The sequence below is a fragment of the Comamonas jiangduensis genome (genome assembly GCF_030162955.1).
In the GTDB taxonomy this organism is placed as follows: domain Bacteria; phylum Pseudomonadota; class Gammaproteobacteria; order Burkholderiales; family Burkholderiaceae_C; genus Comamonas; species Comamonas jiangduensis.
Genome location: NZ_JARXOV010000006.1, coordinates 43,050 through 67,159, shown reverse-complemented (window position 1 = coordinate 67,159; position 24,110 = coordinate 43,050). Strand labels below are relative to the sequence as shown.

17 protein-coding genes and 1 pseudogene are annotated in these 24,110 nt (G+C 60.1%); 4 read left to right on the top strand and 14 right to left on the bottom strand.

The features are described 5' to 3' along the window. Positions 1 to 38: 38 nt before the first annotated feature. From QEP12_RS06615 to QEP12_RS06585, 7 genes are all read right to left on the bottom strand, one after another. Positions 39 to 878, bottom strand: a complete 840-nt coding sequence (locus QEP12_RS06615; RefSeq protein ID WP_219162995.1) for an ABC transporter ATP-binding protein — start codon at positions 876 to 878, stop codon at positions 39 to 41. Between the two features lie 137 nt (positions 879 to 1,015). Beyond that, positions 1,016 to 2,323, bottom strand: coding sequence for an ABC transporter substrate-binding protein (locus QEP12_RS06610; RefSeq protein WP_284213746.1), 1,308 nt, complete (start codon positions 2,321 to 2,323; stop codon positions 1,016 to 1,018). A gap of 135 nt (positions 2,324 to 2,458) precedes the next feature. Continuing rightward, the gene (locus QEP12_RS06605) at positions 2,459 to 3,775 is read right to left on the bottom strand and encodes an ABC transporter substrate-binding protein (protein WP_219162993.1); all 1,317 of its coding nucleotides are present in this window, start codon (positions 3,773 to 3,775) and stop codon (positions 2,459 to 2,461) included. Between the two features lie 141 nt (positions 3,776 to 3,916). Next, on the bottom strand, positions 3,917 to 4,993 hold the full coding sequence (locus QEP12_RS06600; RefSeq protein WP_284213745.1) for a branched-chain amino acid ABC transporter permease: 1,077 nt from the start codon (positions 4,991 to 4,993) through the stop codon (positions 3,917 to 3,919). A 37-nt stretch (positions 4,994 to 5,030) separates the two neighbouring features. After that, complete coding sequence (locus QEP12_RS06595) at positions 5,031 to 5,960, bottom strand: branched-chain amino acid ABC transporter permease (RefSeq protein WP_174862371.1); 930 nt, start codon at positions 5,958 to 5,960, stop codon at positions 5,031 to 5,033. 25 nt (positions 5,961 to 5,985) lie between these two features. Beyond that, positions 5,986 to 6,771 carry an ABC transporter ATP-binding protein gene (locus tag QEP12_RS06590; protein WP_219162990.1) on the bottom strand — a complete coding sequence of 262 codons (786 nt, stop codon included), beginning with the start codon at positions 6,769 to 6,771 and terminating at the stop codon, positions 5,986 to 5,988. A gap of 25 nt (positions 6,772 to 6,796) precedes the next feature. Continuing rightward, positions 6,797 to 8,731, bottom strand: a complete 1,935-nt coding sequence (locus tag QEP12_RS06585) for an AMP-dependent synthetase/ligase (RefSeq protein WP_284213744.1) — start codon at positions 8,729 to 8,731, stop codon at positions 6,797 to 6,799. A 288-nt stretch (positions 8,732 to 9,019) separates the two neighbouring features. Here QEP12_RS06585 and QEP12_RS06580 point away from each other — a divergent pair, with 288 nt between their 5' ends. Together QEP12_RS06580 and QEP12_RS06575 are read left to right on the top strand one after the other, a co-directional pair. Beyond that, the gene (locus tag QEP12_RS06580; protein WP_174864011.1) at positions 9,020 to 9,775 is read left to right on the top strand and encodes a Crp/Fnr family transcriptional regulator; all 756 of its coding nucleotides are present in this window, start codon (positions 9,020 to 9,022) and stop codon (positions 9,773 to 9,775) included. Between the two features lie 64 nt (positions 9,776 to 9,839). Beyond that, positions 9,840 to 11,249 carry a hypothetical protein gene (locus QEP12_RS06575; protein ID WP_284213743.1) on the top strand — a complete coding sequence of 470 codons (1,410 nt, stop codon included), beginning with the start codon at positions 9,840 to 9,842 and terminating at the stop codon, positions 11,247 to 11,249. Between the two features lie 195 nt (positions 11,250 to 11,444). Here QEP12_RS06575 and aqpZ read toward each other — a convergent pair. From aqpZ to QEP12_RS06555, 4 genes and pseudogenes are all read right to left on the bottom strand, one after another. After that, positions 11,445 to 12,148, bottom strand: a pseudogene (aqpZ, locus tag QEP12_RS06570) (aquaporin Z). Positions 12,149 to 12,336: 188 nt separating this feature from the next. Further along, the gene (locus tag QEP12_RS06565; protein WP_284213742.1) at positions 12,337 to 13,476 is read right to left on the bottom strand and encodes an alpha-hydroxy acid oxidase; all 1,140 of its coding nucleotides are present in this window, start codon (positions 13,474 to 13,476) and stop codon (positions 12,337 to 12,339) included. Beyond that, positions 13,476 to 14,156: a Fe2+-dependent dioxygenase gene (locus tag QEP12_RS06560; protein ID WP_284213741.1), complete on the bottom strand. Its 681-nt coding sequence runs from the start codon at positions 14,154 to 14,156 to the stop codon at positions 13,476 to 13,478. Before QEP12_RS06560 ends, QEP12_RS06565 begins: the two co-directional genes overlap by 1 nt. A 143-nt stretch (positions 14,157 to 14,299) precedes the next feature. Continuing rightward, the gene (locus tag QEP12_RS06555) at positions 14,300 to 16,561 is read right to left on the bottom strand and encodes a TonB-dependent receptor (protein ID WP_284213740.1); all 2,262 of its coding nucleotides are present in this window, start codon (positions 16,559 to 16,561) and stop codon (positions 14,300 to 14,302) included. Between the two features lie 225 nt (positions 16,562 to 16,786). On the opposite strand from QEP12_RS06555, the gene htpG reads away from it, so the two are divergent. Beyond that, complete coding sequence (gene htpG, locus QEP12_RS06550; protein ID WP_284213739.1) at positions 16,787 to 18,733, top strand: molecular chaperone HtpG; 1,947 nt, start codon at positions 16,787 to 16,789, stop codon at positions 18,731 to 18,733. Between the two features lie 182 nt (positions 18,734 to 18,915). Continuing rightward, positions 18,916 to 19,356: a hypothetical protein gene (locus QEP12_RS06545; RefSeq protein WP_284213738.1), complete on the top strand. Its 441-nt coding sequence runs from the start codon at positions 18,916 to 18,918 to the stop codon at positions 19,354 to 19,356. Here QEP12_RS06545 and QEP12_RS06540 read toward each other — a convergent pair. The 3 genes from QEP12_RS06540 to QEP12_RS06530 form a co-directional block, all read right to left on the bottom strand. Further along, entirely contained in the window at positions 19,353 to 20,300 is a 948-nt protein-coding gene (locus QEP12_RS06540) for a GGDEF domain-containing response regulator (protein ID WP_284213737.1), read from the bottom strand. The genes QEP12_RS06545 and QEP12_RS06540 overlap by 4 nt on opposite strands. A gap of 5 nt (positions 20,301 to 20,305) precedes the next feature. Next, complete coding sequence (locus QEP12_RS06535) at positions 20,306 to 23,116, bottom strand: hybrid sensor histidine kinase/response regulator (protein WP_284213736.1); 2,811 nt, start codon at positions 23,114 to 23,116, stop codon at positions 20,306 to 20,308. 247 nt (positions 23,117 to 23,363) lie between these two features. Next, on the bottom strand, positions 23,364 to 24,086 hold the full coding sequence (locus QEP12_RS06530) for a response regulator transcription factor (protein WP_219162979.1): 723 nt from the start codon (positions 24,084 to 24,086) through the stop codon (positions 23,364 to 23,366). Positions 24,087 to 24,110: the final 24 nt, after the last annotated feature.

Here is a 24,110-nt window from a genome sequence, read left to right as displayed (position 1 = left end):
GTGCCCGCAGCAGTGCGTGAATATCAAACGGTTTGCAATCAGGCCAACCAGCGTTTGCGGCGCTTGTAGCTCTTGACGTCCTTGAAGCTCTTGCGCTCGCTGCCACCTACGCCCAGATAGAACTCTTTGACGTCTTCGTTGTTGGCCAAGTCGCTGGCTTTGCCATCCATCACAATGCGGCCGCTTTCCATGATGTAGCCGTAGTCGGCGTACTTCAGGGCCATATTGGTGTTTTGCTCTGCCAGCAAGAAGGTGACTTTTTCTTTGCTGTTGAGGTCTTTGACGATGTGAAACACCTCGTCGACGATTTGCGGCGCCAGCCCCATGGAGGGCTCATCGAGCAGCACCATGCGCGGGTTGCTCATCAGTGCGCGGCCAATGGCACACATTTGCTGCTCACCGCCCGAGGTGTAGGCCGCCTGGCTGGTGCGGCGTGTTTTCAGGCGCGGAAAGTAGTTGTAGACCTTCTCCAGATTGGCGGCAATCTCGCCCTTGTCGGTGCGGGTGTAGCTGCCTGTCATCAGGTTTTCTTCGATGGTCAGGTGGGCAAAGCAGTGGCGCCCTTCCATGACTTGCACCACGCCGCGCTTGACCAGCTCGGCCGGTGAGAGGTTGGCAATTTGCTCGCCTTCCAGCGTAATGCCGCCCTTGGTGACTTCGCCGCGCTCGCCCTTGAGCAGGTTGGAGATGGCGCGCAAGGTGGTGGTTTTGCCTGCGCCATTGCCGCCCAGCAGGGCGACGATGCTTTGGTGGGGCACCTGCAGGGAAACGCCCTTGAGCACCAGAATCACGTGGTTGTAAATGACCTCAATGCCATTGACTTCCACCAAAGGTGTCGTGGCGGCAGGAGTGGAAGAGGGGTTGTGGGTTTCGGTCATGCCAATCACCTGATTCATCAATTAAGATAGCTGTCAGCGCTTGCTGTGTAAGCGCTAGGGTCATTTTTCTTTGTGAAGCTAGCCCCCTGTTTGCAGCCCGGCTGCCGGTGCTGCACACAGGGGTGGGGCTGCAGGGATTAGCTGCAGCTACGCACTTGGATGTTTTTGTCCTTGGCGTACTTGTCGGCGTATTCCTTGACCAGTGGGTCGATCAAGGTCTTGTCGGCCTGGTACCAGTCCGATGTCACAACCCACTTGCTGCCGTTCCACTGCGCAATGCGGGCCCAGTCGGTGCCCAGGTGGTTGTCACAGCTGGTTTTGAAGGGGCGCAGCATCTTGCCAAAACCCAACTCGTTCAGGCGCTCCTGGGTCAGGTTCAGGTTCTCCATGCCCCAGCGGATTTGCTCGGGCGTCATGACCTTGCCCTTGCCATATTTTTCTTGCGCCGCGCGAATGCCTTCGACTTGCAGCATGGCAATCATCATGCCGCGTGTGTGTGCCAGTGCGCCCAGTTCCTTGGCATCGCTGGCGGCGCCTTGGCCCTTGTCATAGAGCATGGCCTTGACTTCGTCGTGCACCTTGTCGCGCTCGGCTGTGTTGTGGATGGTGACGGTGTTGTAGCCCTTGGCGCCGTCAATGCCCTTGACGTCGTGGTCAGAGCCGCCCCACCAGATGGCGTACATCTTCTCGCGCGGGAAACCGGTGGCTTGTGCCTCGCGGATGGCCGTGGGCGTCATCACACCGGCAGACCACAGAATCACGTAGTCGGGGCGACCTTGGCGAATTTGCAGCCAGGTGGCTTTTTGCTCCACACCGGGCGCGGTCACAGGCAGCAAGCTCAGCTCGAAGCCTTCTTTGGCGGCACGCTTTTGCAGCAGTGGAATGGGCTCTTTACCGTAGGGAGAGTCGTGGTAGACCAAGGCAATTTTCTTGCCTTTGAGGCTGCCCTTTTCTTTCTTCAAGATGTCTTGAACGATGGAGTCCGCAGCCGTCCAGTAGGTACCCAGCAGGGGGAAGTTCCACTCAAACACACGGCCATCCACCGACTGCGACAGGCCATAACCGGGGGTGACCACGGAGACTTTGTCGATGGGCGCTTTTTCGGTCACGGCAAAGGTGATGCCGGTGGACTGGGTGTCAAAACCTGCAGCACCGCTGCCCTTGCCTTTGAGGCGCTCATAGCATTCCACCCCACGGCTGGTGTCGTAGGCGGTTTCGCACTCTTCATAGGCGATTTTCACGCCATTGATGCCACCTTTGACGTTGACCAGCTTGAGGTAGTCCAGCTTGCCGTCGCCCCATGGAATACCCAGGGGGGCGAACTGGCCCGTACGGTACGAAAGCAGCGGCACAAATTGCTCCTGCGCCTGCGCACTCGCGCTGGCGGCAAAGCCCATACCCGTCAATGCGAGCAAGGTGGCCGCTGTCAGATGGTTGAATTTCATGCTTGTCTCCTGTGGTGGATGAAATGCCCGGAGGGAACATGGCATGCACACCCCCGTGCACACGCCATGGTTTCTGCGCAGAGTTGCCGTGCCCACCGCCCTCTTCTGTGGAGGGCTGGATGGCACGCTGGGCTCTTATTTGCAGTCGGTGCGGCGGGAAATTTTCTTTTCCGCCAAATACTTATCGCCATGCTCCTTGACCAGCGGATCAATCACGCTCTTGTCGGCCTGGTACCAGTCCGAGGTGTACTTCCAGTCCTTGCCGTCCCAGGCGTACACGCGGGCGCTGCTAGAGCCCATGTGGTTGGCGCAGGAGGTCGCCAGCGGCTGCATCACGCCCTCAAAGCCCAGCTCTTTCAGGCGGTTGGCATCCAGCTTCAGGTTTTCCATGCCCCAGCGCACTTGCTCGCCGGTCATGACCTTGCCCTTGCCAAACTTCTCTTGCGCTACGCGCACGGCTTCAATGGCCAGCATCTGGGTGATCACGCCGTGCACATACAGCACTTCGCCCACTTCGTTGCGTGCGCCCGTGCCTTGCTTGGCGTCATGCACGTGCTTGAGGATGTCTTGCATGACCTTGGAGCTGGTGCCGTGGCTGTACAGCGACAAGGCGTTGAAGCCCTTGGCGCCTTCGCCGACGTCACGCACTGCAGGCTCGGTGCCGCCCCACCAGATGCTGTACATCTTCTCGCGCGGGAAGCCGGTGGCCTGCGCCTCTTTCAGTGCGGTGGTGTTCATCACCCCCCAGCCATACAGCACCACGTAGTCGGGGCGGTTTTGGCGCACTTGCAGCCAGGTGGATTTTTGCTCCACACCGGGTGCGGTCACGGGCATCAGCTGCAGGGTGAAACCATGCATCTGCGCACGCTTTTCCATCAGTGGAATTGCGTCTTTGCCAAAAGGACTGTCGTGGTAGACGTAGGCAATTTTTTTGCCTTTGAGCTTGTCCAGACCGCCGGCTTGCTTGCCAATGTGCTGAATCAAAATGTCAGCACCGGTCCAGTAGCTGCCCAGGAAGGGGAAGTTCCACTGAAAGGCGCTGCCGTCCTGGGAGAAGGACAGGCCGTAGCCCTGGGTCATCAGCGGGATTTTGTCGACGGGCGCTTTTTCCGTCAGCGCAAAGGTGATGCCAGTGGCCAGCGGCTCGACCACAGCCACGCCGGGGCGGGTTTTCAGGCGTTCGTAGCATTCCACCCCGCGGTCGGTGGCGTAGGCGGTTTCGCACTCTTCGAAAGTCAGCTTGACGCCGTTCACGCCGCCGTCGCGGGCGTTGATCATCTTGATGTAGTCCACCTTGCCGTTGGACCATGGAATACCGTAGGCCGCGTAAGCGCCGGTGCGGTAGGTCAGCTGGGGAAAGAACTGCTCAGCGGCTTGTGCCGCAGCGCTGGACACAAAGCCAGCACCTGCTGCTGCCAGCGTGGCACTCAGAATCAGACGTTGCATATTCATGGGGGAATGTCTCCTCGTGGTGAAAGTAATGACGCTTGAAATCAGAGCTGCTTGCGCTTACGAATCAATGGTTTCAGATGGTTTTGATGCTGAAAACCTTGTTCCATAAGCGCTGGCAGCTACTTGTTTAGCAATTGCTGCTTAGTGCGGGAAGGGCCACACGCGCATCTTTTGCTTGCCGGTAGACCACAGCTTGGCGATACCGTGCGGCTCCACAATCAGGAACCAGACGATCAGTGCGCCGAAGATGATGAATTCCGCGTGCGAGATGCCGGCGGTAGAAATCGACATGCCAAACAGGCTGGCCAGTGCAGGCAGCACCAGGTTCAGCACAATCGGCAGCACCACGATGAAGGCCGCGCCAAAGAAGCTGCCCATGATGGAGCCCAGGCCGCCGATGATCACCATGAACAGCAGCTTGAAGGAGATGTCCACCGAGAAGGCGGCGGGCTCCCACGCGCCCAGGTGCACAAAGCCCCACAGCGCCCCGGCCACACCAACGATGAACGAGCTGACCGCAAACGCGGAGAGCTTGGCGTACATGGGGCGAATGCCAATCACGCTGGCGGCCACGTCCATGTCGCGAATCGCCATCCACTCACGGCCAATCGCACTGCGCACCAGGTTTTTGGCCAACAGGGCCAGCACCACCAGGACGGCCAAACAGAACAGGTACTTGGACTGGGCCGACTGAATGGCCATGCCAAACACTTCCAGGTTGTTCACCGACACGGAGCCCGAGGGCGAGTCATTGGTGAACCACTTCACGCGCAGGAACATCCAGTCGCTGAAGAACTGTGCAGCCAGCGTGGCCACTGCCAGATACAGGCCTTTGACGCGCAGGCTGGGCAGGCCAAACAAAATGCCAAAGAAGGTGGCGCACAGGCCGCCCAAAATCAGCGCGGGAATCAGCGGCATATCGGGCACACGCGCCACAAAGTTGTAGGCGCCGTAAGCCCCCACCGCCATGAAGGCGCCGGAGCCCAGCGAGATCTGGCCGCAGTAGCCCACCAGAATGTTCACCCCCAGTGCTGCCAGCGACATGATGACCAGCGGGGTCAAAATGGCGAGGTAGAAATAGTCGGTGGCAAACATGGGCACCACCAAGAACGCCACCGCAATCAGCGCCCAGATGGCGATCTTGTCTTGCCGGATGGTGAAGATTTGCTGGTCAGCGCGGTAGCTGGTTTTGAACTGACCGTTTTCACGATAGAACATGGTTGTTGTCTCCTGATGGCTCTATGGGTTGGACCGGTCAGACACGGTCAATAATCTTCTCGCCGAACAGCCCTTGCGGACGGAACAGCAAGAACACCAAGGCCAGCACATAGGCGAACCAGATTTCGATACCACCGCCCACATAGGGGCCCAGATACACCTCGGACAACTTCTCGCCCACACCGATGATCAGGCCGCCGATGATGGCGCCGGGCACCGAGGTCAAGCCGCCCAAAATCACTACGGGCAGTGCGCGCAGCGCGACGGTGGTGAGCGTGAACTGCACGCCCAATTTGGAGCCCCAGATCATCCCGGCCACCAAGGCCACCACACCGGCCACACACCACACAATCACCCAGATGCGGTTGAGCGGAATACCGATGGATTGCGCGGCCTGGTGGTCGTCGGCCACTGCGCGCAAAGCACGGCCCGTGCTGGTTTTCTGGAAGAAGATGGACAGTGCCGCCACCAAGCACGCCGCAATCACGGCGGCGATGACGTCTTCCTGGTTGATCATCACGCCGCCGTCAAACACGCTGTCCAAAATGAAGACAGGGTCTTTGGGCATGCCGATGTCGATCTTGTAGATCTCGCTGCCAAACAGCGTCTGGCCCACACCTTCCATGAAGTAGGTGATGCCCAGCGTGGCCATCAGCAGCGTGGCGGCGTCCTGGTTGACCAAGTGGCGCAGTACCAAGCGCTCAATCAGCCAGGCGCTGATGAACATGATGCAAGCGGCCAAGACAAAGGCCACCACATTGGCGAAGATCTTGTTGTCAATGCCCGTCCACTGCGGCACCCATTCCGCAAAGCGCGCCATGGCCAGTGCGGCAAACAGCACCATCGCACCTTGGGCAAAGTTGAAAACGCCGGAGGCCTTGTAGATCAGCACAAAGCCAAGTGCTACCAGCGCGTAAAGCATGCCTGCCATCAGGCCGCCAGACAGAGTTTCTAAAAAGAATGCCATTGCGTGTCTCCCGTGTTCCGTTGCATTAGTGGCTGGTGCCCAGATAGGCACGGATCACGTCTTCGTTGTTGCGCACTTCGTCGGGGGCGCCATCGCCAATCTTCTTGCCGTAGTCCAGCACCACGACGCGGTCCGAGATGTCCATCACCACGCCCATGTCGTGCTCGATCAGCACGATGGTGGTGCCAAACTCGTCATTCACGTCGAGGATGAAGCGGCACATGTCCTGCTTTTCTTCCACGTTCATACCGGCCATGGGCTCGTCCAGCAGCAGCACTTGCGGCTCCATCGCCAGCGCACGGCCCAGGTCCACACGTTTTTGCAGGCCGTAGGGCAACTGGCCCACGGGCGTCTTGCGGAAGGCCTGAATTTCGAGGAAGTCGATGATGTGTTCGACAAACTCGCGGTGCGCAATCTCTTCTTTCTCGGCAGGCCCCCAGCGCAGAGCCTGCATCAGCAGGTTGCTCTTAATTTTGAGGTTGCGGCCGGTCATGATGTTGTCGATCACGCTCATGCCTTTGAACAGCGCCAGGTTCTGGAAGGTACGGGCCACGCCCATCTCTGCCACCTGGCGGCTGTTCATGTGGTCAAACTTTTTGCCGCGGAAGGTGATGGAGCCTTCCGAGGGGGTGTACACGCCGTTGATGCAGTTGAGCATGGAGCTTTTGCCTGCGCCGTTGGGGCCGATGATGGAGCGGATCTCGTGCTCTTTGACGTTGAACGAGATGTCCGTCAATGCCTTCACGCCACCAAAGCGCAGGCTGATGTTCTGGATGTCCAAAATGACATCGCCAATCTTTTTGTCTGTCATGGCTGCGGTTCTTTCGTTCTGGGGGTCAGGCAGCGGTGCGTGATGCTGGGAAGCGCCGTGCATCCTGAATTTGCAGCGTGGCGCTGACACTGCCTGTGCGGCCATCCTCGAACTTCACCTGGGTTTCGATGAACTGCTCGGTCTTGCTGCTGTAGAGCGCATCAATCAACACCCCGTACTTTTCGGCAATGAAGTTGCGGCGCACTTTGCGGGTGCGGGTCAGCTCATCGTCATCGGGGTCCAGCTCCTTGTGCAGCACCAAAAAGCGTGCAACTTGGGTGTCTGACATGCCAGCCTCGGTGGCCAGGTCGGCATTCACCTGCTGGATGCACTCATTGATCAGTTCCAGCACCTTGGATTTGGATGCCAGATCGACATAGCCGCCGTAGGGAATGCCTTGGCGCTCGGCCCAGTTGCCCACGGCCTCGTAGTCGATATTGATGAAGGCACACACCTGATCGCGGCCATTGCCAAAGCACACAGCCTCCTTGATGTGCGGGAAGAACTTGAGCTTGTTCTCGATGTAGTTGGGCGCAAACATGGCGCCGGTGTTGGTTTTGCCCACGTCTTTGGCACGGTCGATGATGCGCAGGTGCCCGTCTTCATCCAGCACGCCGGCATCGCCGGTGTGGAAGTAGCCGTTTTCATCAATCACTTCGGCCGTGGCGTCAGGGCGCTTGTAGTACTCCTTGAGCACCGAGACGCCCTTTACCAGCACCTCGCCGTTGTCGGCAATCTTCAGCTCAATGCCGGGGGCTGCCTGGCCCACCGTGTTGAGCTTGACCTGGCCATTTTTCTGGATGCAGACATACGCACAGGTTTCCGTCTGGCCATACAGCTGCTTGAGGTTGATGCCGATGGAGCGGAAGAACTTGAACAGATCCGGGCCAATCGCCGCGCCTGCGGTGTAGGCCACGCGAATGCGCGACAGACCCATCACATTGCGCAAGGGGCCGTAGATCAACAAATCGCCCAGGCCGTATTTGATGCGGTCCAGCATTCCCACGGGTTTGCCGTCCAGAATGTCTGCCCCTACGCGTTTGGCAAGGGTCATGCATTTTTCAAACAGCCATTGCTTGGGTTTGGCGGCGTCTTCCATGCGGATGGAGACGGAGGTCAGCATGCCTTCAAACACCCGGGGTGGCGCAAAGTAATAGGTAGGGCCAATCTCACGCAGGTCGATATTGATGGTGCTGGCCGATTCGGGGCAGTTGATGGTAAAGCCCGCCACCAACCATTGGGCTACGGAGAACAGGTGGTCGCCCACCCAGGCAGGGGGCAGGTAAGAGATGACGTTGTCGCTGGGGTTCAAGCCATCGACTTCAACCCCCCCTCGGGCGGAGCCAATAAAGCTGGCATGCGTTTGGCACACACCCTTGGGCTTGCCGGTGGTGCCGGAGGTGTAGAGGATGACGGAGACATCCTCTGCCTGGACGGCGTTGGCCATGGCTTCCCATGCGCCGGGGTGGTCACGGTCCCATGCTTGGCCCAATTGCTTGAGCTGTTCGGTGCTGATGAGCCCCGGCTCGGTGTATTTGCGCAAGCCACGAGGATCGTCGTAGATGATGTGCTGAATGCTGGGCACGGTTTCGCGCACTTCCAGCAGCTTGTCGACTTGCTCTTGGTTTTCGGCAAACGCAAAGGCAATGTCTGCGTCTTGCATCACAAAACACATCTCTTGTGCGACTGCGTCTTGGTACAGCGGAATGGGCACGGCGCCGATGCTTTGTACGGCCACGAAGCCCATGTACAGATGGGGGCGGTTGTCACTGATAAAGGCCAGATTTTGGCCTTTGGCCAAGCCCAGCGCGGCCAGCCCACAAGCCATATGGCGCACGTCCTGGGCTACTTTCGCCCAAGTCCAGGTTTGCCAGATGCCGTATTCCTTCTCGCGCAGAGCCGCAGCGCCCGGCCTTTCGGCAGCATGCTGAAGTAGCAGGTGCGGAAATGTTGTTGCCATTGCAGATCCTCAAAGTTTCATTCAACCAGGAGCTAAATGAACGAGCGGCCAAAAGAGCGCGTCAAGTTCACGAACTAAATTCATCGTAGGCAGCACTTTGACGTTTTCTTGTCTTTGCAACGACTTTCTCGGGAAAGACCTAATCGGGTTTTTACGCGTGCTTTGTCGTCATATGGCCTCTTTTTGTGTGCATTTGATTTGCATCAGGGCCTGGTGCGCAGAGCGGCTTGCTTTGTCGTGGCAAACCCCATTGCCACGACAAAGCTGCCGCGCACATGCTTGCGACTTATGAGCCCCAGCACTTCCTTGTACCAACGTCGACGTGTCGCAACGCCTGAAGAAATCGAAGCGATTCCGTGGATGCATTCATTGCTGCCCCGCGAGCGCGAGCGCGCCATTTCCGCACTGCAGGTCACGCCTGCATGTGCCGGGGAATATGTCTGCCATGCAGGCCGTACCGTGACGTACTGGCTGGGGCTGATTGATGGCTTGCTCAAAATGAGTGCCGATAACGCCGATGGCCTGACCATGACGTTCACCGGTGTGCCGCCGGGCGGCTGGTTTGGGGAGGGCACGTGCATCAAGCGCGAGCCGTACCGCTACAACATTCAGGCACTGCGCAAAAGCCTGATTGCGGGCATCCCGCTGGATACCTTCCAGTGGCTGCTCGATAACTCATTGGGCTTCAACCGCTTCATCATGAACCAGCTCAATGAGCGGCTGGGCCAGTTCATTGCCGCGCGTGAAATTGACCGCATCAGCAACCCAGATGTGCGTGTGGCACGCAGCCTGGCTGCCTTGTTCAACCCGGTGCTCTACCCCGGCGGCAGCAGTGTGCTGCGCATTACCCAGCAGGAGCTGGCGTATTTGGTGGGCCTGTCGCGCCAGCGGGTGAATGAAGCGCTGGCGACGTTGGAGAGCCATGGTGCCATTCAGGTGGAATACGGCGGACTGCGGGTGATGGATTTGCAGGCTTTGCGCGAAGCGCGTTTTTGTGCCGCCAAGCGCCCAGCCGTGACAGAGAGTTACGTTCACAGGGCATAGTCTGAGCGGCCAGCAAGGCTGTGCAAGCGGAGTGACAATAGCCCCCTAACTCCAAGAGCCGAGCATGTCTTTCAAAGACCACCCCCATTCCCGAGGCCCCGCCAAAGACGGCGCCTCCCGTTCCGACCGACCTGACGGTGAGCGCTCCGAGCGCCGTGGCGGTGATCGCCCCCGTGGTGGTCCATCTTTTGGCGCACGCGATGAGCGCGGCCCCCGCCGCGAAGGCAACTTTGGGGGAGATCGCCCCCGTTTTAACGATCGCAACGATCGTGGCCCCCGCCCTGAAGGCGGCTTTGGCGGCGGTGATCGCCCCCGCTTTAACCGCGACGAGCGCGGCCCCCGTCCAGAGCGCAGCTTTGGTGACCGCCCACGCCGTGAAGAGGGTGGCTTTGGCCAGGCCGATCGTCCCCGCTTCAATGATGCGGAGCGCGGCCCCCGCCGCGAAGGTGGCTTTGGTGGTGACCGCCCCCGTTTTAATGACCGCAACGACCGTGGCCCTCGCCCAGAAGGCGGCTTCGGTGGTGGTGATCGCCCCCGCTTTAACCGCGACGAGCGCGGCCCGCGTCCAGAGCGCAGCTTTGGTGACCGTCCCCGCCGTGAAGAGGGTGGCTTTGGCCAGGCCGACCGTCCCCGCTTCAATGAGGCGGAGCGCGCGCCCCGCCGCGAAGGTGGCTTTGGTGGTGACCGCCCCCGCTTTAACGATCGCAACGACCGTGGCCCTCGCCCAGAAGGCGGCTTTGGCGGCGGTGATCGTCCGCGTTTTAACCGCGATGAGCGCGGCCCCCGTCCAGAGCGCAGCTTTGGTGACCGCCCACGCCGTGAAGAGGGTGGCTTTGGTCAGGCTGACCGCCCGCGTTTTAATGATCGCAACGACCGTGGCCCCCGCCCTGAAGGCGGCTTTGGCGGCGGTGATCGCCCCCGCTTTAACCGCGATGAGCGCGGTCCGCGTCCAGAGCGCAGCTTTGGTGACCGCCCACGCCGTGAAGACGGCGGCTTTGGTGGCGGTGACCGTCCCCGCTTCAACGATGGGGAGCGCGCTCCCCGCCGCGAAGGTGGTTTTGGTGGCGATCGCCCTCGCTCCAATGAGCGCAGCGACCGTGGCCCGCGTCCAGAGCGCAGCTTTGGTGATCGCCCACGCCGTGAAGACGGTGGCTTTGGCGGTGGTGACCGTCCCCGTTTTAACGATCGCAATGACCGTGGCCCTCGCCCAGAGGGTGGCGATCGCCCACGCTTTAACAAAGACCGTGGCCCACGTGATGACCGCAAGCAGGGCGACCGTCCCCGCTTTAGCAAGGGGGGCGATCGTCCCAACGCGGTACGTGAAGAGCGCCCTGACTACGCCAACAGCGTAGGCGAGGTACGCCGCTCCTTCAGCGGTATTCGCACCTACCGTGCGCCTGCTGAACTCAAGGGCAAGGCTGCGCCGGTGAAGGTGATTCGTCCAGAAGACAACCCGGGCGACGACAGAAAATAAAGAGAGCGCCTGGCGCTTGATAAACAAGCATTTCAGATATAAAACCATCTGAAATCCAGAAAGGGAGCGCGCAAGCAGCTCCCTTTTTTATGTCTGGCGCATGCGTGCTCTCTGAGACCCATCGGCACGAGCGGGCAGTTGGTGGTCACCGCCCGCAGCCAGGCCCAAGCCGGATGGCGCTGGCGTTGGCTGGGTTCAATCGTCGGCGCGGTTGGCCAGCAGGCTTTTGTAGATCACGGCACCGATGATGGCGCCGACGATGGGTGCCACCCAAAACAGCCACAGCTGGCTCATGGCAATGTCGGGGCCAAATACGGCCACGCCGGTAGAGCGCGCGGGGTTGACCGAGGTATTGGTGACGGGAATGCTGATGAGGTGAATCAGCGTCAGGCACAGGCCAATCGCCAGTCCGGCAAAGCCGGCGGCGGCACGTTGGGCCGTGGCGCCCAAAATCACGACCAGGAACAGCGCGGTCATGACGACTTCGGTGAGCACTGCCGCCGACAGGTCATAGCCGCCGGGTGAATGTGCACCAAAGCCGTTGGTGGCAAAGCCACCCAGGTCTGCACCGGCTTTGCCCGTGGCAATCACGTACAAAATGCCGCCGCCCACGACGGCGCCCAGCACCTGGGCGATCACATAGCCGGGGAGTTCGGCCCAGGCAAAGCGCCCGCCCATGGCCAGCCCCACGGAGACTGCGGGGTTGAAATGCCCGCCAGAGATGGGCCCCAAGGCGTAGGCGCCGGTCACCACGGTCAAACCAAATGCCAGTGAAACACCCACCGGCCAATCCCGATTTCTGGGAACGCCGCCGCCAGCACGGCGCTGCCGCAACCGCCCAGGGTGAGCCAGAGCGTGCCAATGAATTCAGCCGACCATTTTTGAACTGAGGTGTGCATAGCGCCTCCTGCACAAGATGCGGGGTGGATGCGGGCAGTACATCTGCCCGCTGTGGTGCATCCTAGGCACGCGGGGGGCGTGCGTGGGGGAGATGTAACGGTCAAAAATCGTCTTTCGAGGCGCGTGCTGCGCCTTTGTGACGCACGTAACATTTTGAAATTCCGTCTGTCGGGTTGGGGCTACGGCGTTAGCGCTGCCACAGGATGTCCGGCGTAATGTCGGCCACCCGTGCGCAGCCCAGATGTGCCATTGCCAGCTCCAGCTCCGCCCGCAGCAAATGCAGCAAATGGGCCACGCCCAGCAGACCTGCCGTGGCCAGCGCATGCATTTGCGGCCGGCCAATCAGCACCGCATGGGCGCCCAGCGCCAGTGCCTTGACCACGTCCGTGCCATAACGCACCCCGCTGTCTACCAGCAAAGGGGTGCCAGCGCCCACCGCAGCCGCGATGGCGGGCAGCACTTCCACGGGGCTGACGACACCATCCAGCACGCGCCCGCCGTGGTTGGAGACGACCAGCGCATCCGCACCGTACGCCACCGCCTGGCGCGCCTGTGTGGGGGACAAAATGCCTTTCACGATCAGTGGCAGCTGGGTGTGCGCGCGCAGCCAGCGCAGGTCGTCCCAGCTCGGGGCCTGTTGCATCAGCGGCGTGCCAAACAACATCGGGCCTTGCAGTGCACTGGTGTGCGTGGTGCTGGGCATATCGCGCAGGTTGGCCGCCTCTACGCCGTAGGGCAGCGCAAAGCCCGAGCGTTTGATGGACGCATCCACCGTCCAGACGATCGCGGTGTAGCCCGCAGCTTCAGCACGGCGAATGAGTTGCAGGCTGTGTGCACGGTCAGGCTGCAGATACAGCTGGAACCAGCGGGGTGCGCCTTGCCCCATTTCAGCCGCTGCCGCCTGGCCAGCTTGGGCAATGTCTTCCAGGGTGTAGCTGGACAGGGTGCTCACTAGCATGCCGGTTTGCAAAGCGGTGGCTGCCCGCACGGTGGCCAGCTCACCCTCGGGGTGTGCCAGGCACTGGTAGGCCACGGGGGCGAGCAAGAGGGGGCTGGCCAAGTCGTGGCCCAGCAGCGTGGTGCGGGTGTGGGCGTGCCCCAGGTCGGCAATCGGCTGGGGCAGCAGGCGCAGTCCATCCCAGGCCTGGCGATTGTGGGTGAGTGTGAGGTTTTGGTCTGCTCCGCCTTGAATGTGCCGCCAGGCATGCGCCTCGATGTGATGGATGGCATGGCGCTCATAGTCTGCAGCGCAGGCAATATCTGCAGGTATCTGGCCGTGCGCTGCACGCACCGGCGCTCCCAAGGCGTTGAGTTGGGGGGCGTGCATCAGGCCTCCGACCACATGCGCAGCAGGTTGTGGTAAGTGCCCGACAGTGCCGAGAGCTTGGAGTGCGCGGGATGGTCGGCAGTGAGTTGCTGGATGGACTGGTCCAAGTCAAACAGCAGCCGGCGCTGTTCGTCAGACTTGATCAGGCTTTGCGTCCAAAAAAACGAGGCATAGCGCGTGCCACGGGTGACGGGGTTGACGCGGTGCAAGCTGCTGCCGGGGTAGACGATGGCATCGCCCGCCGCCAATTTCACGCTTTGGTGGCCGAAGGTGTCTTCGACGATCAGCTCACCCCCGTCGTACTCGTCAGGCTCGCTGAAGAACACGGTAGTGGAGACATCGGTACGCACCTTGGTGGCCGTGCCCGGAATGACGAACAGGGCGTTGTCAATGTGGTTGCCGTAGGTGCCGCCGCCTTCGTAGCGGTTAAAACGGGGGGGCAGCACCCGCAGGGGCAGCGCTGCCGATAAATACAGCGGGTTGTGCCCTAGCTTGTCCAAAATCAGATTACCCATCTGGGCGGCCAAGGGGCTGTCTACTGGCAGTTGCCAATTGCTTTTCACTTGGGCAGCCAAGTGGCCCGCAGTCAGGCGGCCATCTTGCCAGTCTGCGGCCTCCATGGCTTGGCGGCATTCGCGGACTTCTTGCGCAGAAAGCAGGGCGGGGATGCGGAGCATCATGGTGAAGAACCTTTCAAAACACCGACCCCAGCAGGGGCGTGCGGCAATCAGTATCTACGCCAAAACCCCGCAGCAGTGCAGGCTGGCGGGGCTTGGTGGTGTGCGACTGGCCCTGGTCGAAACCGGGGCCAGGGTTGTGTGCATCAGTAGTTGAACTTCAGCGCTGCGACGGCAGAGCGGCCAGCACCCAAGGTGGCATAGTGCGGGGAATTGGCTGAAGCGTAGTACTGCTTGTCGCCCAGATTCATCACATTCAGCTGGAACGTCACATTGGGGTTGATGACGTAGCTCAGCATGGCGTCGTAGCGGGCGTAGCCGCTGACTTGGCGAATCAGCAACGCATCACCGTTATCCGCGTAGCTGGCATTCATGCTGCTTTGCGCATATGCACCCAGGCCCATAGTGAGCTTTTGCGTGGGCTTGTACGTGGCCCACAGGCTGGCGCTGTGCTTGGGTGTACCAGGGAAGGCCATGCCCGTGCCGGCTTTGGGTTTCCCTGCACTGGTCAAGCCGATGTCTTTTTGCTCGCTATCCATGAAGGTGTAGCCAAAGCTCACATCCACGCCGGGCGCAACGCGTCCTGCTACCCCCAGCTCCAAGCCATTGACCACTTTTTGGCCCGACATGCGCGCGTAGTTGTTGCTGCCTACGCCATCGGTCACCCGTGCGTCGGTGACTTCATTGCGGAAGATGGCTGCGTTGACGCTCAGGCGCTGTTCCAGCAGTTCCCATTTGGTGCCAAATTCGATGGAGCGCGTTTTCTCGGGCTTGAGGTCTTCCGCATTCAGGGTGCCTCGTGTGCCCGTGCTGTTATTGATCGCGGTGTTCCCATCCAGACCCAGATTGCTGTTGCCAGGCGTGGAGGAGCTGCCCATCGAGGCATACAGATTGCCCTGCGGGGTGAGCTTGTACACCACGCCCAATTGGTAGTTCAGCAAAGTGTCCACACGCTCAAAATTTTCGGTGGTCGTGCTGGCGCGGGTGCGGTAGTGGTCCAGGCGCAGGCCGGTGTTCAACAGCCATCGGTCGTTCAAGTCGATGGTGTCAAAGCCATACAGCGACAGTGTGTTGGACTGGAACTGGTTGGTGATGGGGCCTTTGACAATCGTGCCGCTAAATACACCGCCGGGGTTGCTTAAGCTGGTGCAGTACTGCGCATTCGCGCCGGTGCAGGCTGCTGCGTTGCTGCTAAATCCTGTGCCCGAGTAGCTGCCGTACTCCGAGGCTTCGTGTGCAATTTCTGCGCCGAAGGCAAAGCGGTTTTTCAGGCCCAGCCAGTTGCTTTGCCCCGTCAACTCGCTGACGTTTTGCCATGTTTGTGTTGCAGAGTGGCGGGTGTTGTAGCGGCGAAATACCTGCCCGGATGCCACGTTGCCCTTGCTGTCATCGGGCTGCGCCCAGATGTACTTCTGGGTGGAATCCGTATAGCGCAGGGTGTTGCGGAATCGGTTGGTGTCGCTCAGGTCGTGCTCGTAGTTGACCGTGAACACATCGCTGCGCTCCTTTTGCATGTCCAGGCCGCGCAGGCCGTACCAGTTTTCGCGATTGCCGCCGGTCGTGGGCTTGATGATGTGCGTGCCACTGGTGGGGTAGGTGGCGGGGCGATTGAAGGGCATGCCGCCATCTGGCACATCGTCGGTTTCCAGATGCTGCAAAGACAGGGTCAGGCGATCGGGCGTGTTCAGGCCAAACGTCACCGAAGGTGCAATCCCCCAGCGCTGGTTTTCGGGGCCATTACGACCGGGTACATCCGCGTCATGGGCCATGGCATTCAAACGCAAGGCGGTGGTTTCACCCAGTTTCCAGTTGCCGTCCAGGGTGGCGCGTTTGTAGTGGTCGGTGCCCAGGCCCACATCACCCGAGATGAAGTTTTCGTTTTTGGGTTTTTTGGTGCTCATGTTGATGGAGCCACCAGCCCCACCACGGCCTGCGTAGGCCGAGTCAGAACCCTTGACGATTTCAATCGCTTCGAGGTTGAACACTTCACGGGCGGAAGGGGCGATGTCACGCAGGCCGTCGATGAAGATGCTCGACTGTGCATCGCTGCCGCGCATGAAAGGCCGGTCACCGGACGCACTGCCGCCTTCGCCGGAGCCAAATGTGATGCCTGAACTGCCTTTCAAGGCATCTTTCAAGCTGGTTGCGCCGGTTTGCTTGATGACTTCTTCGCTGATGATTTGCACGCTCTTGGGCGTTTCTTTCAGCGGAGCCGTGAACTTGGAAGAGACGGCTTCGTCGACTTTGACCGGACTGGTCGCAGCCTCTTTGACGGTTACGGTCGACAGGGTGGCGGTTTCCTGGGCGAAAGCGGACGCACCCACGAAGCACAGGCCAGTGGCAAGAGCCAGCTGGGTGAGTTCGCAGTGCAGTCCCGCCTTGTTGGATGTTTTTGCGGCGTTGGACATGAAAATTTTAGTATGAGCGCCCCAGCGACATGTGGGGCATGCGCAATTCTATTGTTAATTGAGAATGGTTCTCTTTCGCCTTTCTATTGTTGTGGTGAGCGGTGTTGCTACATGGCAACAGCACAGCGGTCTTGAATTCTGGGCGACAGCCCCTATCTGGCTGGCTGTGCCAGCGTGCTGGCTCTGCATAATCGATGTTCCCGTCAGACAGTCAAAGATCAAACGATGAGTAAGCAAACCCATTCTTTTCAAGCGGAAGTAGCCCAACTGCTGCATCTGGTCACGCATTCGCTGTATTCCAACCCTGAAATCTTTGTGCGAGAGCTGATCTCCAACGCATCGGACGCTTGCGACAAGCTGCGTTTTGAGGCGCTGAACGACAGCAGCCTGTATGGCGACCAGCCCAACCTGGAAGTGCGCGTGTCCTTCGACAAGGATGCCAAGACCATCACTATCGCTGACACCGGCATCGGCATGAGCCAGCAGGAAGCGATTGAGAACTTGGGCACCATTGCCAAAAGCGGCACCAAAGCCTTTATGGATAAGCTCAGCGGCGACCAAAAGAGTGATGCGCAGCTGATTGGCCAGTTTGGTGTGGGCTTTTATTCGGGCTACATCGTGGCCGACAAAATCACCGTGGAATCGCGCCGCGCAGGTCTGCCTGCCAGCGAGGGCGTGCGCTGGGTCAGCGGTGGCACCGGCGAGTTTGAGGTCGAGCAAATCGAGCGTGCGCAGCGCGGCACCAGCATCACGCTGCACCTGCGGGATGACGCTGAGGAATTCTTGAACGGCTGGAAGCTCAAGCAACTGATCACCAAGTACTCCGACCACATCAGCCTGCCCATCTTGATGGAAAAGGAAGAGTGGAAGGACGGCGAGAACGATCAGCCCGGTGCCATGGTCAAGACCGGCGAGTGGGAAACCGTCAACAAGGCCAGCGCCCTGTGGACCCGCGCCAAAAAGGATGTGACCGAAGAGCAGTACAAAGAGTTTTACAAGGCCATCAGCCACGACTACGACGATCCGCTGAGCTGGAGCCACAACCGCGTGGAAGGCAATACCGAGTACACGCAGCTGCTGTACATCCCGGCCAAGGCACCGTTTGACCTGTACCACCGCGAAAAGAAAGCGGGCGTGAAGCTGTATGTCAAGCGCGTCTTCATCATGGACGACGCCGAAGCCCTGCTGCCTGGCTACCTGCGCTTTGTGAAGGGCGTGATCGACTCGGCCGACCTGCCGCTGAACGTGAGCCGCGAGCTGCTGCAGGAAAGCCGCGATGTGAAGCTGATCCGCGATGGCTCGGTCAAGCGTGTATTGAGCATGCTGGAAGACCTGGCCAAGCACGACAAGCATGAAGCGTCCACCGACGCCGACGGCGTGACCGACGTCGTCAGCGAAGAGGACAAGGCCAAGGAAGGCAAGTACAGCCAGTTCTACGCCGAGTTTGGCGCGGTGCTCAAGGAAGGCTTGGGTGAGGACTTCGCCAACAAGGAGCGCATTGCCAAGCTGCTGCGCTTTGCGTCGACCAGCAGCGACACCGTGACGGTCTCGCTGGCCGACTACAAGGCCCGTATGAAGGACGGTCAAGAAGCCATCTACTACATCACCGCCGAAACGCTGGCCGCTGCCAAGAACAGCCCACAGCTGGAAGTGTTCAAGAAGAAGGGCATTGAAGTCCTGCTGATGACCGACCGCGTGGACGAGTGGGCACTGAACTACCTGACGCACTTTGACGGCACACCGCTGCAGTCGGTGGCCAAGGGCGCCGTGGACTTGGGCAAGCTGCAAGACGAAGAGGAAAAGAAAGCCGCGGAAGAAGCCGCTGAAGCCTTCAAGCCGGTGTTGGCCAAGCTCAAAGAAGCGCTGAAAGACAAGGCCGAAGACGTGCGCGTGACCACCCGCCTGGTGGACTCACCCGCCTGCTTGGTGGTGACGGATGACGGCATGAGCCAGCAATTGGCCCGCATGCTCAAGCAAGCGGGGCAGGCCGTGCCGACCTCCAAGCCGGTGCTGGAGGTCAACCCCGAGCACGCCTTGGTGAAGAAGCTGGACGGCAGTGTGCACTTCCATGATCTGGCGCACATCTTGTTCGACCAGGCCTTGCTGGCCGAGGGCGGTATTCCGGAAGACCCCGCTGCCTACGTCAAACGTGTGAACGCGCTGCTGGTGTAAAAGTTTTTTACACCCACACCCATAGCCTCGGCAGTGCAAGCTGCCGAGGCTTTTTTTTAAGCGTTTTAGGCCTCTTGTGCTTATAAATAAAGCGTTGGAAGCTATGGTTTTATTCCCGCGTGCGCATGCCGTGCAAGCGGGGTTGCAGTGCGGGCTCCCGCAGATTTACGCACAATGCAGGGATGAAAAAACTGTGGACTTCCATCGCGCTGCTGTCCTTGCTGGCGGGGTGCTCTACCTCGGCAGGTGTCGGGGTGGGTGTGCCCGTGGGGCCATTTCGCATTGGCGTGGGTGTGGGAACCGGGGGCGTGTCTGCAGGCGTGGGCACCGGTGTGGGGCCGGTGGGCGTGGGCGTCGGGGTGAACCAGCGCGGGCAAGTGACGGGGAGTGCCGGCGTCGGGGCATCTGTGCCTGTGGGCGGTGCGAGCGTGGGGGCGGGCGTTGGAACTTCAACGGTCTTGCATGACCCCAAGGCTGGTTCTGCGTCCAAGGCGGAGCCTGCTGCAGCGCCTGACACTGCGCGGCCCTCCTCTGCGCCCGCCGCATCGGGCGCCGGTGCTGTGCAGTGGCGCGATGCGCAAGGCAATCTGGTGCCGGAGTGCCGGGTGCGTAGCGGCTGCTAATCGTCGCTCACGATGCGGTTGCGGCCACCACGTTTGGCGCGGTACAGGCGCGCATCGGCAATCGACAGAATTTGCTGGCTATGTCCCAGTTGATGGGGCAGCTCTGAAGCGACGCCGATACTGACCGTCACAAACGCTGCGGCCTGTGCTTGTACATGCGGCAAGCGCAGCGCTGCAATTGCTGCCTGAATGTCGTGGGCCAGTTTCAAAGCACCATCCAAGGTGGTATCGGGGAGCAGGCACACAAACTCTTCCCCGCCATACCGGGCGACCATGTCGCCGGGGCGATGGAGGCGCTGCGCAATCGCGTGGGCCACTTGCTGCAGGCACTCATCGCCATGCACATGGCCGTAGTGATCGTTAAAGGCTTTGAAGTCATCCACATCCAGCATTAGCAGCGCCAATGGCTGGTTGTGGCGCTGCATACGGCTGAATTCGCGCGTGAGCATGGTGTTGAAGTAACGGCGGTTTGCAATGCCCGTTAAACCATCAGCATGCGACAGCCGCTCTAGCAGGTTGCGCTGTTGCGCCAACTGCAAATGATTGCGCACGCGAGCAAGCAATACGGCAGTGCGAAAGGGCTTGGCAATAAAGTCTGCAGCCCCCATGTTCAGGCACACTTCTTCGGCACTGGCATCAGAGATACCCGTCAAAAAGATTACCGGGATGTGCGCGGTACGCGGCTCATTTCGCAGGCGGCGAAATACCTCAAAGCCGTCCATCTCGGGCATGAGTACGTCCAGCAAAATCAGGTCTGGATGGTATTGCAGCGCCATCTCCAGCCCCTTTTGGCTGGATGTCGCGGTTTGCACATCACACAACGTACCTACGACACTCGCGATCAGTGCCGCATTAATTTCCACATCGTCAATCACCAGCACTTTTTGTGCTTGTGTCGCAGACAGCAGCTGTGGGTGGATGGGCAACCAACTTGCGTAGGGCATGGCGCTTAATCGTGGGGTGAGGTGGTCGTGCAGTAGGCCTGGAGTTCGAGCACGCCAGCCTCGGCGGATTGGGCCACATGGTGTGCCAACTCCATGGCGCGCTCCGAGTCGGATGCTTTTAACGCGGTAGTCAATGCGGACGACAGATGGCCCAGGCGCATCAGCCCGAAGGTCGCTGCGGTGCCCGTCAGCTTATGCGCTTGCGCACGCATGGCTTGCCAGTCATGTTGCAGCGCCAGTGCAGGAAGTTGGCGGGCACGCTGTAGGCTGTCATGGGTGAACTGGTGGACCAATTGCTGCAGTTTGGCGCTATCAAACAATTGGGCCAGTGCATCGATGGCGCCGGGCTCAAAAACGGGGGGTAATGCGGTGGCTTGCCGATGGGTGGCGGAGGGCGCTTCGGAGGTGGGCCCTGCGCTGCCCAGCCATTCTTGCAATGCATGGTGCAGTGCAGATTCCAGCAAAGGCTTGCTCAAATGCGCATTCATGCCGGCCGCATGGGCGCGCTCTACGTCTTGCACCGCGGTGTGTGCAGTCATTGCAATGACGGGCAAATGTGCAAAGCCCGGGCGTTGGCGCAGCGCCTGGGTGGCGCTGAGGCCATCCATGTGCGGCATTTGAATGTCCATCAGCACGCAGGCGTAGTAGCCGGGGCCAGCGTGCTCTAGCCGCTCCAGCGCCTGCAACCCGTCTTCGGCAACTTCCGTTTGCAGGCCCAGTACATGCAGCATGCCCTCAGCCACGGCGCGGTTGAGGGGGTTGTCATCCACCACCAAAACGCGCAATCCCTGCCAGGTATTGGCAGGGGTGTGTGACTGCTGCTGGAGTGCCGGTGTTTGCGTGGGGGCGTGGACATAAGAGCGCGCAGGCTCCAAGACGGCAGTGAACCAGAAGGTACTGCCTTGGCCCAAGGTGCTGTGTACCCCGGCTGAGCCACCCATCAACTGCGCCAGGGCGCGTGAAATGGTTAAGCCAAGGCCAGTGCCGCCAAAGCGTCGCGTGATGGAGTTGTCGGCTTGCTGAAAGGCTTCAAACAACAGAGGCAAATGGTCTGCAGGAATGCCGGGGCCGGTGTCTTTGACACTCACGTGCAGCACGATGCGGTGCAAGGTGCTGCTGGCATCCAGTCGCAAAGCAATGTGAATGTGCCCAGACGTGGTGAACTTGATGGCGTTGTTGATGTAGTTCAGCAATATCTGCGCAATGCGATGGGGGTCGCCGCGCAGGTGATCGGGCACCTCGCGCGCCATTTTGTAGTTGAGTGACAGCCCTTTTTTGCTGGCATCTTCATGGCACATGCTGAGCACATCCAGCACCACGTTCTCCAAGCTGAAGTCAGTGCTCTCCAGCTTGAGCTGCCCCGCATCAATCTTGGAAAAGTCCAAAACTTCATTGACGATGCCGCGCAAATGCTGGCCCGCCCGCAAGATGTTGTAGAGCTGCTCACGCTGAGGCTGCGGCAGATCGGCTTTGAGCAGCAGTTGCGTCAGCCCCAAAATGGCATTGAGGGGCGTGCGAATTTCGTGGCTGATGCTGGCTTGCAGGGTGGAACGCTCTGCCGCGCTTTGCTCCGCATGGCGTTTGGCTTTTTCGAGTGCACGCGACTGCTGCATTTCTTTGGTCACGTCCAGCCACACGCCATTGAAAGTGATGCTGCCATCGCTTTCTTGGTGCGGGTTGGCCCGGGTTTTGATCCAGCGGGTAACGCCATCGAGCATCACGATTGACTGATCAAAGTCCACAGGCGTCAAGGTGCGTGCACTTTCCGCAAAGTGCTGTTCGGCCATGCGTGTGGCCTGCTGGTCGTGATGGCGAATCACTTCGGCGGCATGGCCAATGCCCGTGTCGGCATCGGAGGGCATGCCCATGAGTTGTGCCCACTGCGGGCTGGCAAAACGCAGGCGCAGTGCCCCTCCCGGCGCGAGCTGCATCTGGAAGACGGCACCGGGCAACGCGCTGGTGAGTTGTTGCAATTGTTCAGTCAGCAAGTGGTTGTGCTGGTGCAAGGCAAGCTCGCGCTCGAGCTGTGCCGCTTCTTGCAAGGCCGTGGCAAAGCTTTGCAAGGTGCGCGCCATGGTGCCGATTTCATCGGTGCGATCTTGGTCGGCAATCTGGAGGTGGTAGTCGTGCCTGCTCATGCGTTGCATGCTGGCGGTAAGACGGCCAATCGGTTGCGATACGTGGCGCAGGGCAATCCAGGCCGCACATGCTGAAATGGCCAGCACGCTCAACCACCCGGCCAGCGTGGTGGTAGTGATGGCTGCTTGGGTGCTGTGTTCGGCATCCTGCGACCTGGCCTGGAAAAACATTTGGCTTTCCGTGCGCAGCATATGGACTTCGGTCAGCAGATGGGTCAGCGCAGGCGTAAAGCTTTGGCTCAGTACGATCAGCGCATGCTGTGCCTGCCGCTGCAAGCTGGCGGTGACGACGCCGCGCCCCGCCGCAAACATATGCCTTGACTGGGTAAGCACTTGGTCCAATTGCAGCTCATGCTCGGGCAGCAGGGCATAAATTTCATGCAAATTGGCCTCAAAACGTTGCTGCATCAGCGCAAGATGCTCCTGAGATAGGAGTATTTGATCCTCGTGGCTTGCGGTGAGCACCGTATGCACCAAGGCAGACACCTCCGCGAGGTGTTGCCGCACCAAGGCCACGCGGCTGGTGGTGGCGTCTTGTTGCGCCATCAGCTGGTGGTAGCGCGATTCAATGCGCTGCATGTGCCAGGTGGCATAAACCGTGATCGTGGCAGAGGCAACCCCCATCAAGGCTACCAGCAGCACGATTTTGGCAGTCAAACTGAGAGAAAGGTGCTTCATGGGGAGCGATAGCTGTCGGCGCGTGGACTGTCAGTCGAAGGAGTCGGAGACGCAAGCATACGGCCTTGCGGCGCTGCAAGGCTAAAACAGATCGCAATCTTGGCAGCCTGCGGTTGTTGTACCGCTGGGCGGTGTGCGCAGCCCGTATCGGCAGTGATGGCCGCCTACAAAGAAGCGCTAGGCCGGCCGCCCTGGCAGCGGGGCAGGCCAAGGAGGGCGCAGTACAGCGCTGCGCCGACCGGGCATATCAAGCAGGTTCCACCACTTTTTCAGGAGCCGACAAAATTTCCAGCCGATAACCCAAGCCGTAAATCGCGCTGAGCTGGTAAATCTGGCCATCGCCGTGGAATTGCCCCAATTGCAACTTGGTGCGCAGTCTGGAGGCGTGGGTGTCGAGCGTGCGCGAAGGCGTAGGGGTGATATTGCCCCACACGGCTTCGGTCAGGTGATTGCGGGACAGCAATCGGCCGCAGTTTTGGAATAAGAACTCTGCCAGTTCATATTCGCGGTGCTTGAGCTCAATCGGCTGGTTGTTCAAATACACGGTGCGCGCGACAGGATCAAGGCGGTACGGCGAAAAATCCAGCCGCATGGTGGAGACGTCCGGGTAGGCGCGGCGCATCAGCGCGGTGACACGTGCCATGAGCTCTTGCACACGCAGAGGCTTGACCATGAAATCATCGGCACCGGCGTTGAACGCGGCAACAATGTCTTGCTCCTCGTGGCGCTGGCTGGCAAACAAGATGGGCAGTTTGCTGCCGCCCGCATCGCGCAGGGCACGCACCACCTCAATGCCGCTCAGGCCGGGCAGCAGCCAGTCAACGATCAAAAGGTCAAAGCTTTCGCGCCGCATGGCGCGCAGCAAATCTTCCCCCGTCTCAAACAAGATGGTGGCGTGGCCCATTTGGTGAATGGTGGCTTCCACCAGCTTCAGGAAAATTGGATCGTCGTCCAGAACAGCAATGCGCATGGCAGTGTTGTAACAAAAAATTTC